This window comes from Mycobacterium sp. GA-0227b (genome assembly GCF_001499855.1).
Lineage (GTDB): Bacteria > Actinomycetota > Actinomycetes > Mycobacteriales > Mycobacteriaceae > Mycobacterium.
This window is the reverse complement of the sequence record NZ_LQIK01000001.1, coordinates 207415-222325: the sequence shown is the minus strand read 5'-3', so window position 1 is coordinate 222325 and position 14911 is coordinate 207415. Positions and strand designations below refer to the sequence as shown.

The window sequence follows — 14911 nt, the reverse complement described above, 5'->3', positions numbered from 1 at the left end:
ATGAAATCATCACAAGAACGGGCCGGGTATGTCAAGATTTTCTGATAACTTCATCCAACAGCTAGGCCAACGGAGAGACCGGAACCATGACCGCTGAAGTCTCCACACAGTCCACGCGCCGGCCCGACCCGCGCAAAGCACGCACTCGTGCAGCCTTGATCGCCGCCGGTCGCCGACTCCTCGCCGAAGGGCGCACCGCGGTGAGCGTCCAAGAGATCACCAACGAGGCCGGCGTGGGTTTCGGCAGCTTCTACAACCACTTCGACAGCAAGGAGGAACTCTTCGCCGAGGCGGTCGCCAGCACCCTCGACGCCTGGGGCCAGATGCGCGATCTCGTTGTTGAAGGCATCCACGACCCTGCAGAAGTGTTCGCCACCAGCTTCCGGATGCTCGGCCGCATGCAACGAGAACTTCCTGAACTCATTCGGGTGGTGCTCAACCAAGGCATGTCCGTGTTGCTGACCGATCGTGGACTGCGGCCACGCGCGTTGGTCGACCTGCAACGGGGTATCGAGACCGGACGGTTCAGTGTTCCCGACGCCGACATGGGGTTGATGATGTCGGGTGGGGCCCTGCTCGGACTCATGCAACTCCTTGACGCCGACGCCGACCTCGACAGCGCGCAGGTGTCCGACGACTACGTACGACACGTGCTTCTCATGCTCGGCCTGGATGCTGGGGAGGCTGACCGGCTGGTGGCCCTTCCGCTCCCGCCGCTCCCCATTCCCGAGTAACTTGATCCGACTGCGTCAGGACGGCCCGGACACCGTTTCGTGAGACAAAGCTGCGTGCAGTCGCCGTGAGACAAGTTGGAAAGGCCCAGGTCACGCGCATCGACCAATGCAGCCCGGGGAGGAGAACCTACAAGTTGTAGACCAGCAAACGTGCAGCTGATTGCCTAATCAGCAACTTATCGAGGAGGCCAAGATGGACGTAGCGCAGGCAGCACGAACCGAACGAGCCGTTCAGGTCCACGACCGACAAATCTTCGTCACCGAAGCCGGTACCGGGCCTAAAGTCCTCCTCCACCGCGGGGGAGCCGACGCGGCCGGCGCGTCCAATTACGCCCCGCAACATCGACGCGCTGCCCGCGCGTTCAGCGTCGAACGGACCGTGCCGGCGATCCGTGCAGTCAACTCGGAGGCCGAGCGATGACCCTCGCAGTGGAAGGCGCGACTAAGACCTACACGTTTCTCCGCCGGGCTTCTCAACTGAGAAGGTCCGACTTCAGCAGCAACATTGGGCGAGCTTCCCTTCCCGAGGGCCGGAGAACGGAACGGAGTACGACATCGCGCGCCACGGTTCTGGGACTGGGGTTTCCTTTCGATGCCATCGAAGAGGTCTGGTGGGGCGATGGGGGTACCTCGCCTGGGCGGTCCCTTCTGGCGGCGAGCGGCGATCCTGCACGCAGCGTCACTTTCGACGCAGTCGAGAACGTCGTGGTGCCACGCCAGGAACGTGGCGGACAGGTCAAGCTCGTCATCGGCCTGCGGCGCCGGCCGGACGTGGACACGAGCACGTTCAGCGAGCACTGGGCGACCACTCACAGGGATGTGGTCCTGGGGCAGGAACGGTTTGCCAGGTTCCTCCGGGGCTACGTCCAGAATCACACGGTGCCCGGCACCGCGCGCTATCTGGACGGCCGGCCCGTTCCCGAACACGTTCAGTACGACGGAGTCATCGAGCAGTGGTTCGACTCGGTCCTGGACGCTGCACGTGCGTACGGCTCTTGCGGCTACCTCAAGCACGTCCGCGACGACGAATCCAACTTCATCAACGCCCGGCGGGCTCAGGTGACGTTCATGTCCGAGGTTCCCAGGTGAAGTGAGCGCACCCTGCATTCCCATGGCGCTTGACGGCACGCAGGCTTCTCTCGGAAACCCGATCAACGCCGCGTTGACTGCTTTGAGCGACTCCCGCGAGACGCAAGGCGTTCGGCGGCGGCCATCAGGGCGGCAGCCAAGACCTCAGCCTCGACGGTGATGTCCGCCCGGTCGCCATTGATCTCAGAGGCGACGAAAAGTCCGTCGGCCATCGCCATGGTTAACGCGCCCAGTTGTCGCGTGGCGCGCGCGTCGAGTTCTGGAAAGAGCTCGGTGTAGGAGTCGATCGTGCGGCGCAGTGCTTCGTTTCGCACCGAAAGAAACATCTTCCGCGCGGACGGTTCTTCGGCCCGCCGCTCGAGTGCCAGCATCAACCCCAAGCGTAGGAAGTCCGCGGAGTCGCGCAACGACTTGAGGGTGCGTTCCATCATCGCGGCCAGGCGTTGCTCCACAGTCTCGTTTTCGGGGCGAGGAGAAAAGCCGCCTGCGCCGGCCAGCCAGAGTCCGAAGCTGTGCTCGATCACCGCAGCGAGCAGCGCATCCTTGTCTTTGAAGTGCCAGTAAATCGAACTTGCTGGTAACCCGGAACGCTGGCTGACCGCGCCGATGGAGGTACCTTCGTACCCGCGTTCGGTAGCGATCTCGGTGGCCGCCAGCAAGATCTTCTGACGCGATTCCTCGCCATTCACTCTGCGTCTCTTGGTCCTTGCGTCGCCAGCCGTCATGTCCACCCCTTTCGGGAGGCAACCCATTCGACGCCATCCTCTCATCCACCTTGATGTAGTGATCACCTCAATAAGGGATGGGTGCGCATCACGGTCATCGACGAAGCCAAACGAATTGCCCCGACGGCCAGTTCGGTAGCGCGAGATTGAGCGCCGACACCGATGCGACGACCAAGACGAGCGACAGGCACATGGCGGCCAGCACGTCCTGGATGCCGGCCCTTCCCGCCGCTGACACGGCCGTGCTCACCGGCTAGCCCCGCAGTCGCTGGTGAGGTCCAGGGCGATGTCGACGAGCATGTCCTCTTGGCCGCCGACCATGCCGCGCCGGCCGGCCTCTTCCAGCAGCGTGCGGGCATCGACGTCGTAGCGCGCGGCGGCGGTATCGGCGTGGCGAAGGAAACTGGAGTACACCCCGGCATAACCGAGGGTGAGCGTTTCGCGGTCCACCCGTACCGGGCGGTCTTGCAGCGGCCGGACGATGTCGTCGGCGGCGTCTTCGAGGGTGTGCAGGTCGCAACCGTGGTGCCAGCCGAGTTTGTCCGCGGCGGCGATGAACACTTCAAGGGGGGCGTTACCGGCGCCCGCGCCCATGCCGGTCAGCGAGGCATCCACCCGGTTCGCGCCGTGTTCGACCGCGACGATCGAGTTCGCCACACCTAGTGAAAGGTTGTGGTGCGCGTGGATCCCTATTTCTGTTGTGGCGGACAGTTTTTGGCGCACGGCGTCGATGCGATCGGCGACGTCGCGCATGGTCATCGCCCCGCCGGAGTCGACGACGTAGACGCAGGTGGCTCCGTAGTCCTCCATGAGTTCGGCCTGCGCGGCCAGCGCGGTGGGGGTGGTCATGTGGCTCATCATCAGGAAGCCCACGGTGTCCATACCCAGGTCGCGCGCCGCGGCGATGTGCTGGGCGGAGATGTCGGCTTCGGTGCAGTGGGTGGCGACGCGCACGATGGTCGCGCCGGCGCGGTGGGCGTCTTTGAGGTTATGCACGCTGCCGATGCCGGGCAGCAGCAGGGTGGCGACCTTCGCGCGGTGCACGACGCCGGCGACGGCTTCGATCCATTCCAGGTCGGTGTGGGCGCCGAAGCCGTAGATGCAGCTCGACCCGGACAGGCCGTCGCCGTGAGCGACCTCGATGGAATCCACGCCGGCCTCATCGAGGGCCGTGGCGATGGCTTTGGCTTGGTCGACGGTGTACTGGTGACGGATGGCGTGCATGCCGTCGCGCAGCGTCACGTCGCTGATGTACAAATCGTGAGTCATCGTGTCGCTCCGGCGTTTTCATGGGCGTGTCTGGCAATGCGTTCGGCGGTGGCCTTGGCCGCCGAGGTCATGATGTCGAGGTTTCCGGCATAGGCGGGCAGGTAGTGTGCCGCGCCGGTGACTTCGAGCATGGCGGTGACGCGGGTGCCGGTGAACTTGCCGGTTTCGGGGATGTACAGCGGGTTGTCGGCGGTGAAGGTTTCGAACTGGACGCGCTGTTTGAGGCGGTATCCGGGGACGTAGCCGTTGACTTTGGCCACCATGGCCTCGATCGACCCTTCGACCGCTGCGTGGTCGGTGTCACCGTCGATGAGGCAGTACACGGTGTTGCGCATCAGGATGGGCGGGTCGGCGGGGTTGAGGATCATCACCGCCTTGCCGCGTCGGGCACCGCCGACCGAAACCAGTGCCGCCGAGGTGGTTTCGGTGAATTCGTCGATGTTGGCCCGAGTGCCGGCTCCGGCGGACTTCGATGAGATGGAGGACACGATCTCGGCGTAGGACACGATGCCGGCTTGGGCGACCGCGGACACGATCGGCACGGTGGCCTGGCCGCCGCAGGTAACCATGTTCAGATTCGGCGCGTCGAGGTGCTCGTCGAGGTTGACCACCGGCACGCAGTAGGGACCGATCGAGGCGGGCGTGAGGTCGAGCATCCGCACGCCGGTGGGCTCGAGTTTGGCCCAGTTGGCGCGGTGCGCCGAGGCGGACGTCGCGTCGAAGACCAGCTTGATCTCGTCGAACTGCGGCATGCCCAGCAGACCGTCGACGCCGTCGGCGGTGACCGGCACGCCCATCCGCTCCGCGCGGGCCAGGCCGTCGGAAGCGGGGTCGATGCCGACCATCGCCGCCGCACGCAGCGGTCCGTCGCTGCGCAGGATCTTGATCATCAGGTCGGTGCCGATATTGCCCGAGCCGATGATGGCGACAGGCCAAATCTGTTGTGCCATGGTCCTTCTTTCTAGGTGAAGGTGAGCGATACGGTGCCCAGGCCGGCGATGGTCGCAGTGGCGACATCGCCGACGTGGACGAACGCCGCGGAGGTGAACGAGCCGGACATGATGAACTGTCCGGCCGACAGCTCGGTGCCGAACTCGGCGAGCGCATTGGCCAGCCAGGCGACGGCGGCCGCGGGGTCGCCCATGACGGCGTCGCCGGTGCCGGAGTCGATGTCGACGCCGTTGAGGGTCAGCGTCGCTGCGGCACGGGGGAGTGCCAGGGCCGCGGTGTAGGGCACCCAGTCGCCGAGAATGATGTCGCCGGAGCTGGCGTTGTCGGCGACGGTGTCGGGCAGGGTGAGCTTCCAGTCGGCGATGCGGCTGTCGACGATCTCCAGTGCCACCGCCACCGATTCGGTGGCGGCGTACACCGCGGAGGTGTCCACGCCCGGCCCCCGTAGTGGGCGCTTCAGGAGGAAGGCGACCTCGGGTTCTACCCGTGGTGCGCAGAACCGCTCGGTGGCCACGCTCTGGCCGGCGATGACCATGTCGTCGACGATGAATCCGAAGTCCGGTTCGTCGACACCGAGCAGGGTTTGCATCGGTGCGGAGCTGAGTCCGATCTTGCGGCCGACGAGCCTGGCGCCGGCGGCCAGGCGTCGGCCGAGGTTGATCTGCTGAATGCCGTAGGCGTCGGAGACGTCGAGGCAGGGGTGCGTTTCGGTCAGCGGAGCGATCGGGGTGCGGGCATGCTGGGCGGTCCAGAGCCGTTCGGCGGCCTCTCGGATGATCGCCGTCACTGGGCGGCCTCCTCGATCAGGCGCCGGGCGGTGTCCACCACGGCGCGGGCGTGCATGTCGAACATGGCGATGAGGTCGAGTGCGTCGCCCGCTACTTCCTTGGCGATGAACAGTCCGTCCGCGCCGGCCAAGGCGTAGGTGGCCAGCTGGCGCGCGTCGGCGCTGGTCAACTCCGGCGCAAGTTGGGACACCGTGTCCTGCAGTTGGCCGTGCGCCTGCTCGCGAACCTGGAGGTACATCGCTCGGGCGCGGGGTTCCACGGGCCGGCGTTCCAGGGCGAGCATGAGGCCGAGGCGGATGAAGTCGGGGGAGTTCAGCAGCGCCTTGGCGATCTGGGTGGACACCGCGGTGGCGCGGTCGACGGTTTCGCCGTCGGCGGGCATCTCCCAGGCCGACAGCCAGGAGCCGAAGCTGCGCTCGATCACGGCGGCCAGAAGGTCGTCTTTGTCCTTGAAGTGCCAGTAGATCGAGCTGGCCGGCAATCCGCACTTGGTGCTCACCGCCGCGATGCTGGTTCCTTCGTATCCGCGTTCGCTGGCGATCTCCGTGGCCGCGTCGAGAATCCGGTTCCGCGAAATCTCACCGTCGGCGCGGCGGCGCCGAGTAGTTCGTGGGTCTTCGCTCGTCATGGCGTCTCTTCCTGTGGACCTTGACTCCGTAGTGATCGCTACATTAGCGTAGTGATCGCTACAGGACAAGTGCCGGTGACGGTGCGCAACGATTGAGGGTCATCAGTGAGCGAGACAGGGACGCAGGCGCCGGCCGGGCCGGTGGACGCCTATGACGTGGCAGTGATCGGCTACGGACCCACCGGCGCCACCGCCGCCAATCTGCTGGGGCAACTCGGACTGAACGTGGTCGTCGTCGAACGCGACCCCGACGTGTACGGGCGGGCGCGGGCTATCTCGACCGACGAGGAAGTGCTGCGGACCTGGCAGTCCGTCGGCTTGGCGGATCGACTGCAACAGGACATGCTGCCCGATCGGCCGGTGGCCTTCGTCGATGCAGACGGCAGGCCCTTCATCGAGACCACCATCACCGCGCGGGGGTGCGGGCATCCGCCGCAGCAATTCATCTACCAACCGGCCATCGACCACGTGCTGCGCGAGGGTGTCGCACGGTTTCCCAACGTCGAGGTGCGGCTCGAACACGAGTGCCTGCGAGCGCTCAACAAGGGCGACCACGTCGAACTGCTCGTCGCCGACATGCAGAAGTATTCGTTCAAGCGCATCCACGCCTCCTACGTGATCGCTGCCGACGGGGGCTCCTCACCGACGCGGGGGCTGCTGGGCATCGGCTACTCCGGCAAGACCTACGGTGAGCGCTGGGTCGTGATCGACACCAAGGTGCTCAAGGAGTGGGATGCCCACGACCGCTTGCGATTTCATTGCAACCCCGAGCGGCCCACCGTGGACTGTCCGACACCGCTGGGCCATCACCGCTGGGAGTTCCCAGCTCGCGCCGAAGAGGACGAGAGGGTGCTCGTCAGCGACGACTACGTGTGGCGGGTCCTCAACGACCAGGGCATCACCCGTGAGAACGTCGAAATCCTACGGGCGGTGGTCTACAGTCACCACGTCCGCCTGGCCGACCGGTGGCGGGTCGGGCGAGTGTTCCTCGCCGGTGACGCCGCCCACGCCATGCCGCCCTGGATCGGCCAGGGCATGTCCGCCGGCGTCCGTGACGCCGCCAACCTGTGCTGGAAAATCGCCGCAGTACTGCGGCGCCAGGCACCGGAGAAACTTCTCGGTTCCTATGAGACAGAACGCAAACCACATGTGACCGAGGTGACACGACGGGCGGTGCGCGTCGGACGCGTCATCACCGAACGACACCCCTTTATCGCAGGGTTGCGGAACCACTCGTTGCGGGTCATCACGAAGATTCCGGGCGTCCTCGCGGGCGGACAGAAGCTGTTCTGGATCCCCGGCGCCCACTACGCTGACGGCTTCCTGGCCGGCGGCCACCAAGCCGTCGGATGGCTCATCCCACAGCCCTGGGTCACCGACTCCACCGGCGAATCCCGTCGTCTCGACGACGTGCTTGCCGGCCGATGGGCCCTCCTGCACACCACCGAACGATGCCCGGGAGCCTCGGCGTGGACACAGCGCGGGGTGCCGGCGTTCCGCCTCGGCCACGACCTCAAAGACCGCGACGGCACGCTGATCCGATGGCTGTCGCACAAGAAGGCGGGGGTGGTCGTGTTGCGCCCTGACGGATTTATCTACGCCGCAGCCGAATACGGCCAGCCACTCCCGCCACCGCCGACCGGCTTCACCGCCGACGCACCGACCGCCGCCGACACCCACATCGAACAGGGAGCCATCGCATGACCACCGCCAACCTCACCGAACACACCGTCACCGTGAACGGCAAGCCGATCTTCTACGCCGAGACCGGCACGGGCCCCGCCGTGGTCATGCTGCACGGCGGCGGGCCCGGGGCCTCCGGGGTGTCCAATTACTCACGCAACATCGACGCCCTCGCCCAGCACTACCGCGTCATCGTGCCCGACATGCCCGGCTACGGGCGGTCGGTCAAAGGCGTCGACCAGTCCGACCCGTTCGGCTATCTCGCCGACATGATCCGCGGACTGCTCGACGCACTTCACATCGACACCGCGCACCTCATCGGCAATTCCTACGGCGGCGCCGCGGCGCTGCGGCTCGCGCTGGATACCCCCGACCGCGTCGACAAGCTCGTCCTCATGGGACCCGGCGGGATCGGCACCACCAAGGGCCTGCCCACCGCGGGGCTGAACACCCTGCTCGGCTACTACGGCGGCGACGGACCCAGCCGCGACAAACTCGAGGCGTTCATCCGCACCTACCTCGTCTATGACGGCGCCTCGGTGCCTGATGACCTCATCGACCGGCGCCATCAGGCCTCCATCGACCCTGAGGTGGTGGCCAATCCGCCGCTGCGCCGGCCGTCGGGTCCGTTGGCCCTGCGCACCCTGTGGCGCATGGACCTCACCCGCGACTCGAGGCTGAAGAACCTCCAGACGCCGACCCTGATCTTGTGGGGACGCGACGACAAGGTCAACAAACCCTCCGGCGGTCCGGCACTGCTCAACACCATGCCCAACGCCGAGCTGGTGATGACCTCGCACACCGGTCATTGGATGCAGTGGGAACGCGCCACCCTCTTCAACCAGCTCGTCGCCGAATTCCTCAGCGCGCAAGGAGCATTCGCGTCATGACCGTCAACGACGTGTTCGGCAACATCCACCTCGGCTACATCGTCATCGAAACCGAGCGCTTCGCCGACTGGCGCCGCTTCGGCCGCGACGCCATCGGCATGCACCTCGACGAGACCCTGCCCGACGCCATGCGCTTCCGCCTCGACGACAACGAATGCCGCTTCCTGCTGCAGCGCGGGCCCGCCGAGGACGTCACCGCGCTCGGCTGGCAACTCGACGACCACGACACCTTCGACGAGATCCTCGCGCGCGTCACCCGCCACGGCGTCCCCGTCACCGACGGCGCCCCGGAGGAGGCGGCCCTGCGCGGAGTGGAGCGCCTTGTGCGCATTCCCGGGCCGAACGGCCTGGCTCAGGAGCTGTTCACCCGCGCCCACACCAGTGATGCCCCGCTGGACATGATCGCTCGACGGTTCGTCACCGGCGAATCCGGCATGGGCCACGTCGCCATCACCAGCAAGAAGCCGCATCAGATGCGCGGGTACTACAACACCGTGTTCGACGCCCGACTCACCGATTACATCGACGAGACGATCAGCGGCGTCAAACTCAAGATCCGGTTCCTGCGGGTCAACGAGCGCCACCACTCCGTGGCGATCGCCGCCGTGAACAAGTTCCCGCTCAACCCGATTCGCGCCCGCGTCCAACACCTCAACATCCAGGTCGCCGACCTCGACGACATGACCGCCGCCTATCAGCGGGTCAAAGAGCTTGGCTTTGACATGGCGCTGAGCGTCGGGCAACACACCAACGACAAGGAACTGTCGTTCTACGCGATGACCCCCTCAGGGTTCGAATGGGAAGTCGGGTGGAACCCCATCGTCATCGACGAAACGACGTGGGAACCCACCACCTATCAGGGCATCAGCATCTGGGGACACACCCCGGAGGGCCACACCATCGTCGACAAGCTGAACCAATTCAAAGTCGGCGCGCAGTCGCTGCTCCACCGCGAAGACCCGGTTCCCGCACTGGCCGGCGCCGGCATCCCGGACAACTGAGGAGCAGCCATGGGCCGCATCGACACCCACCACCACCTGATCCCCGACCTCTACCGACAGGCGCTTCACAACGCCGGCATCAGCGACGCCGGCGGACGGCCACTGCCGGACTGGTCCACCGAAGACTCCCTCAAAACCATGGCCACACTCGGGGTCACCACGTCGATCCTGTCGGTGTCTACGCCGGGCACCACGTTCCTGCCCGCAGCGGCCGACGCCGCAGCCCTGGCGCGCGACCTCAACGACCACACCGCCGCGCTCGTCGCCGCGCAACCCGACCGCTTCGGCTTCTTCGCCACCGTGCCCATGCCCCACGTCGACGAGTCGGTCGCCGAGGCCACGCGAGCGCTCGACGAGCTGCACGCCGACGGTGTCGTGCTGCTCGCCAACAACGCCGGTACGTATCTCGGGCAGGACGGACAGGACGACTTGTGGGCCGCGCTCGACGCACGCTCTGCGGTGGTGTTCATCCATCCCGCCGACCTGCCCGGGCCGACCGTGCCCGGAGTGCTGCCCTTCGCCGCGGACTTCCTGCTCGACACCACCCGTGCCGCGTACCTGTTGGTGCGCAACGGTATTCGTCGCAAGTACCCAAATATCAATTTCATCCTCAGCCATGCCGGCGGGTTCGTGCCGTACGCCAGCCACCGCATGGCAGTCGCGATCATGGGCGACACCGGCCGCAACCCGGCAGACAGCCTCGACGACTTCTCCAGCTTCTACTTCGACACCGCCCTGTCTTCGAGCGCCGCCGCGCTACCGACCCTGCTGGCGTTCGCCAAACCCGGCCACATCACCTTCGGCTCGGACTGGCCGTTCGCCCCTATCGCAGCCTCGCAGCTGTTCGCCGCCGGACTGGACACCTACGTCGGCCTCGACGACCGAACCCGCCAGGCCATTGACCGGGACAATGTCCTGAGTCTGTTTCCTCGGCTCGGTAAGGTCACTGGCCCGATTCCGCAGAGCCGACTGGAACGCGCGCGCGGCACCGCGAGTCGCACGGTCATGCGAGGCGTGGTCAAGTTGATGAACACCACGAGCTGATGTCGAGTAACAGGAACCCGAGGAACAATGCCCCATGTCGCCGGATCGACTCCGCCGGGTCCACCGCGCTCTTCTTCGCCAAGACCTCACCGGCACGACATCGATGGAAGCGATGTGACCGCCTTCTCGGCGATCGGGATGCTTGGGGACGGTGGGACCGCCGAGCATCGAAGGCATGTGTACCAATAGTTGGTACAGTCAGTTGCATGGGAAGGAACACCTCATTCAGCCTGGACGACCATTACAACGCGTTCATCGAGGATGAGGTCGCATCGGGCCGCTATCGCTCAGCCAGCGATGTCGTGCGGGCCGCATTGCGACTACTCGAGGATCGCGAGACGCGATTGCGCGCACTGCGTCAGTCCTTGATTGTCGGTGAACGCAGTGGCGCGTCGACAGCATTCGACTTCGATGAATTTGTCTCGCGAAAGCGGGCCGAGGAACCGCGTGGGCGGTGAGTCGCTATGTACTCTCACCTGCCGCGCAGGCGGACCTAAGTGACATCTGGGACTACACCTCCGAGCGTTGGAGCGAAGATCAGGCTGAGACCTACATCCGTGAGATCCAGCGAGCGATCGAGCGGTTAATGGACCATCCTCTGATCGGGCGTGTGTGCGACGAGGTACGCGAGGGCTACCGGAGGTACGCGGTCGGATCGCACACGCTGTACTACCGGATTGCTGGCGACGACCTGATTGACGTGGTGCGCATCCTCCACAAGCGGATGGATGTCGATCGACACCTCGACTGAAACGCTCGTAGGACATGAAACGCTGAAGTCGGGCTGTGCACGCACCTTCGGGATGACCGGATCGAAACTACCTGCGCGAGTGTCGAACTGGCGTCGAACATTCTCTAAAGGAGTCGGCGGGCAGTACCGCTTGACATCATGAATCCTTCTTTTGCTCAGTGTTTTCGAGCACGCTGGCGACGAACGCGATCTGATCGGCGACGACGTTGCCTCGGTTCTCGGGGCGGTAGATGCCGAAGTGGCTCACCGGATACCTGCGAACTCGGCCGCGTGGTGCCCGCTGCTCGAGCTCAATGCTGTCGGCGCCGAGCGTTTCCCGGTCGAAGTCCGCGAGGCAGACCAGCACCGGCATCTGCAATCGCTCCGCGAACCGCCCGGGTTTGTACCGCATCATGTCCAGCAATCCGCGCGGGGCGACCAGGTTTCGCCACGACTCACTCGCAATCTCCGAGGTCGCCTGTACTGCTTCGGAACTCCCGATGACAGCGACCTCATCCGGAGTCCCGATCACTTTGATGTAGTACGGGGCGAGTCCGAGCGTGCCGCGCAGCTTGTCGAACAGAATTGCGGTCAGCAGCCTCAGGGTCGTCGGCGTCGACCGTTGCTCGACTTTCTTGGGGAATCCGTTGAATGGCACCTGGGCGACCACGGCGCAGATTCGGGGATCCTCGGCCGCAACGGTGACGACGTGACCGCCGCCCAGCGAGGTGCCCCACAGCGTCACGAGCTCGGGGTCGACATCGGGGCGGCGGCGCGCGTAGCCGATGGCCGACCGGATATCGGCAAGCTGACCCACGATGTCCACCAACTGCCGTGGCTCGCCGGAACTCGAACCAAAGCTGCGATAGTCGAAGGTGATCGCGACGAACCCGGCGTCGGCGAAGGCGCGGGCGGTGAACACCAGCGACGGGGTGTCCTGAGTTCCGGCGAAACCAGTGCACAGGATGACGCACGGGCGCCGGCCTTCAGCGTGGGGCAGATAGGCCTGCCCGACGCATGAGGTCCCGCCGGAGTCGAACTGTACGAGGGTGGTTCCCATGAGAGTCCTTTCAGGTCAGGCGAACTGAGCCGCGAGAATCCTCTTGAGCAGCTCGATGAGCTGGCGACGGTACGTCCGGTTGCTCGACCTCTCGCACACTGGCTCGGGTCGAGCGTCAGTCCACACACTGACCTTGGGCCCTTCCGTCCGAGCCACAGCTTCATCGTCGTTTCGCGTGGAGAGTATGGCGCATCTGGATTCTCACCTATTCCCAGCTGCACAACACTTCGACAATTACGCAGAAGCATGTCGTCGTGGTGGAGATGGCCCGGCCTAGCGTCGCTTGGCTTCTCCCGCGGGCGGCGTCCCGATCATGGCCGCGACCGCCTCCTCTGGGGGCTCGACGCGTTGGATGCCAATCGGATCGCCGACGCGAACCACGCCGGTCCTGATTACTTTTGCATAGCTTCCGGCACAGGCGACTTGGCCCAACGGACCCAGTTGCTTCCGGCCGACTCGAGCGATCGCCTTCAGCACCCCCAGGTCCCTCGGCAAGCCGGGTTGTGCGAGCGTCGTCATCACGCAACGCGGCACGGGCAGCACGACATGGATGACCACCTCGGTGCCGATGTGGAGATGACAGCCCAGCCAGTCGTCTTCCTCGCCGAGTTCGCCGCCGTCGTCGATGAGGATGTTCGGCCGCAGCCGGCGCGGATCCCAGTCACCGGCCGGGTATTCGGCGGCCAACCCGCGCAGCGTGCCGGCGGCCAGGATATGCAGCGGGCCGATGTCCAGCAGGGTGCCAGGTGCTGCCATTCCGACGGCGAAGTCCCTCACCCGCTCACCGTCTTCGTCGCGGAACAGGGGCCTCATTGCGCCTGGTTCGACATCCGCGATGCCAGGCATAGCCAACTCCGAAGATGCTCCCTCCGGCGCGCCGGTGAGCAGGCGCACGTCGCGGCCCATCAGCGCCGACACGCGGCGCGCGAGCTCAGACGGGTCATCCCGCACGACCGCGCCGTCGGGGAAGGAGACCTCTATCGGCGGGGCTGGCGCGTCGCGACGCGGCGGCGACAAGAAGCGCGCCCGGCACCCCATCAGCGCGCCATAGCGCTTAGGGCGCTTGGCGCTGACCACCTTGCCCGCCTCGATGTCCAGGAATCCGTACGCGCGGTCTCCCACCACCCCGTTAGGGCCGACCAGGACTTCCCGAACTTCCTCGCCCACCATCGATTTGACGGGGTACTGCCAGAGCCGGCCAACATGTGCGGTCGTCGTTCCTGGTTTCATCGAGCCACCGCCCGCACTTGCGCCGAACGGTGGCCTGCTACGTCCGTTGACTCCGCACGGCGCACCAGCGCGAGCGCGAGTCCGACCCCCGCCCAGCAGAGCAGCACGACAAGTGCCGTACCGATCCCGGCGCCGTCGAAGTAGGCGGTCCCACGCAGGGCGGTGCCTGTCGCACCCGGTGGGAATAGTTGGCCGAGCCAGCCGAGGGGCAGCAGTTCGGGGGCGGAGGCGACGCCGGAGTTCGGGTTGCCGACCAGCATGATCAGCACGGCCATGATGCCGATCCCGGCGCGGTCGATCAATCGATGTAGTCCGATGACCGGTAGGGCAACGGCCAGCATGCCGAGCGCGATCACCGAGGCATTCGCCCAATAGTTGCCGCCGAGCGCGTCGAACCAGCCCTGGAGCACGCCGGCGAGCGCAAGCCCGGCACCTACGCTGGCCAAAAGCGCGGTCGCGATGCGGTCGCGGATTCGGCGTAGCCGCAGGGACGATATGACGCCGACCAGGAGTCCCCCCACCGCTAGAGGCAGTGCGCCCGCGCTGAAGATCACGCCTCGGGGATCGCCGTCGGCGGCGGGCGCCACGTCGATCACCAAGGGGGGCGGTGAGCCCTGCTGGGCGGCCATGCCTTGGGCGGCCTGGCCGAGCAGCTGGGCGACCAGCGGGCTCGCGGCGCTGGCTGTCAGGAGCTGTGCACCATGCGGGCCTAACACGAAGGCGCCGTATGCCTCTCGGTCTTCGATCGCCGTGACGGCAGCGTTGCGGTCGGACACCTCGATGATGTCGATGCCGCCCTCGCCGAACGCCTCTTCGAGCTGGGCCGTTACGGCGGTCGCGGCCTCGGCCGATGGTGCCGCGACAGCTAGCGGGACAGAGCGCGGCTCGAGATCGCTCGTGGGCCAGGCGAACGCTGCGAGCAACACGGTCAGCAAGGCGACCAGACCGAGCGCGGCGCGGATGGTCCCGGGGATATCGGGGCGCGCTGAGGGCTCGGCGGTGGCAGGGATGCCAGTCATCTACCTCTCCTAAAACGAATACTCATTCAGTATGGACAGGTTGCAGCGTCACGCCGAAGAATGTCAAGAA

Annotated in this window: 16 protein-coding genes; 8 read left to right on the top strand and 8 right to left on the bottom strand. The window is 65.9% G+C overall.

The features are described 5' to 3' along the window. Positions 1 to 86 precede the first annotated feature (86 nt). Positions 87 to 734 (top strand): TetR/AcrR family transcriptional regulator, encoded by a 648-nt coding sequence (locus AU185_RS01090; RefSeq protein ID WP_059100473.1) that lies wholly within the window; start codon positions 87 to 89, stop codon positions 732 to 734. A gap of 417 nt (positions 735 to 1151) precedes the next feature. After that, positions 1152 to 1823, top strand: a complete 672-nt coding sequence (locus AU185_RS24465; protein WP_082683675.1) for an EthD domain-containing protein — start codon at positions 1152 to 1154, stop codon at positions 1821 to 1823. A 62-nt stretch (positions 1824 to 1885) separates the two neighbouring features. On the opposite strand, the gene AU185_RS01075 is transcribed toward AU185_RS24465, so the two are convergent. From AU185_RS01075 to AU185_RS01055, 5 genes are all read right to left on the bottom strand, one after another. Next, positions 1886 to 2548: a TetR/AcrR family transcriptional regulator gene (locus AU185_RS01075; protein ID WP_059100766.1), complete on the bottom strand. Its 663-nt coding sequence runs from the start codon at positions 2546 to 2548 to the stop codon at positions 1886 to 1888. A 246-nt stretch (positions 2549 to 2794) separates the two neighbouring features. Next, positions 2795 to 3817, bottom strand: coding sequence for a 4-hydroxy-2-oxovalerate aldolase (gene dmpG / locus AU185_RS01070; RefSeq protein WP_059100470.1), 1023 nt, complete (start codon positions 3815 to 3817; stop codon positions 2795 to 2797). Then, on the bottom strand, positions 3814 to 4767 hold the full coding sequence (locus AU185_RS01065) for an acetaldehyde dehydrogenase (acetylating) (RefSeq protein ID WP_059100469.1): 954 nt from the start codon (positions 4765 to 4767) through the stop codon (positions 3814 to 3816). Before AU185_RS01065 ends, dmpG begins: the two co-directional genes overlap by 4 nt. Positions 4768 to 4778: 11 nt before the next feature. Further along, positions 4779 to 5555, bottom strand: a complete 777-nt coding sequence (locus AU185_RS01060) for a 2-keto-4-pentenoate hydratase (protein ID WP_059100468.1) — start codon at positions 5553 to 5555, stop codon at positions 4779 to 4781. Next, positions 5552 to 6184 carry a TetR/AcrR family transcriptional regulator gene (locus AU185_RS01055; protein ID WP_059100467.1) on the bottom strand — a complete coding sequence of 211 codons (633 nt, stop codon included), beginning with the start codon at positions 6182 to 6184 and terminating at the stop codon, positions 5552 to 5554. The genes AU185_RS01060 and AU185_RS01055 overlap by 4 nt, the downstream gene beginning before the upstream one ends. Before the next feature lie 105 nt (positions 6185 to 6289). Between AU185_RS01055 and AU185_RS01050 the strand changes: the two genes are divergently transcribed. From AU185_RS01050 to AU185_RS01025, 6 genes are all read left to right on the top strand, one after another. Beyond that, the gene (locus AU185_RS01050; protein WP_059100466.1) at positions 6290 to 7888 is read left to right on the top strand and encodes a bifunctional 3-(3-hydroxy-phenyl)propionate/3-hydroxycinnamic acid hydroxylase; all 1599 of its coding nucleotides are present in this window, start codon (positions 6290 to 6292) and stop codon (positions 7886 to 7888) included. Beyond that, positions 7885 to 8757 (top strand): alpha/beta fold hydrolase, encoded by an 873-nt coding sequence (locus AU185_RS01045; protein ID WP_059100465.1) that lies wholly within the window; start codon positions 7885 to 7887, stop codon positions 8755 to 8757. The genes AU185_RS01050 and AU185_RS01045 overlap by 4 nt, the downstream gene beginning before the upstream one ends. Further along, complete coding sequence (locus tag AU185_RS01040) at positions 8754 to 9758, top strand: VOC family protein (protein WP_059100464.1); 1005 nt, start codon at positions 8754 to 8756, stop codon at positions 9756 to 9758. The genes AU185_RS01045 and AU185_RS01040 overlap by 4 nt, the downstream gene beginning before the upstream one ends. A gap of 9 nt (positions 9759 to 9767) precedes the next feature. Beyond that, a complete protein-coding gene (locus tag AU185_RS01035; RefSeq protein ID WP_059100463.1) occupies positions 9768 to 10802 on the top strand; it encodes an amidohydrolase family protein in 1035 nt (344 codons plus the stop codon). A gap of 206 nt (positions 10803 to 11008) precedes the next feature. Beyond that, the gene (locus AU185_RS01030) at positions 11009 to 11260 is read left to right on the top strand and encodes a type II toxin-antitoxin system ParD family antitoxin (RefSeq protein WP_059100462.1); all 252 of its coding nucleotides are present in this window, start codon (positions 11009 to 11011) and stop codon (positions 11258 to 11260) included. Further along, on the top strand, positions 11257 to 11553 hold the full coding sequence (locus AU185_RS01025; protein WP_059100461.1) for a type II toxin-antitoxin system RelE/ParE family toxin: 297 nt from the start codon (positions 11257 to 11259) through the stop codon (positions 11551 to 11553). Before AU185_RS01030 ends, AU185_RS01025 begins: the two co-directional genes overlap by 4 nt. Before the next feature lie 136 nt (positions 11554 to 11689). Here the strand turns inward: AU185_RS01025 and AU185_RS01020 are convergent, their stop codons facing one another. The 3 genes from AU185_RS01020 to AU185_RS01010 form a co-directional block, all read right to left on the bottom strand. Beyond that, positions 11690 to 12592, bottom strand: coding sequence for an alpha/beta hydrolase (locus tag AU185_RS01020; protein ID WP_059100460.1), 903 nt, complete (start codon positions 12590 to 12592; stop codon positions 11690 to 11692). A 273-nt stretch (positions 12593 to 12865) separates the two neighbouring features. Next, positions 12866 to 13822, bottom strand: coding sequence for an MOSC domain-containing protein (locus AU185_RS01015; protein WP_059100459.1), 957 nt, complete (start codon positions 13820 to 13822; stop codon positions 12866 to 12868). Beyond that, positions 13819 to 14841: a hypothetical protein gene (locus AU185_RS01010; RefSeq protein ID WP_172800126.1), complete on the bottom strand. Its 1023-nt coding sequence runs from the start codon at positions 14839 to 14841 to the stop codon at positions 13819 to 13821. Before AU185_RS01010 ends, AU185_RS01015 begins: the two co-directional genes overlap by 4 nt. Positions 14842 to 14911: the final 70 nt, after the last annotated feature.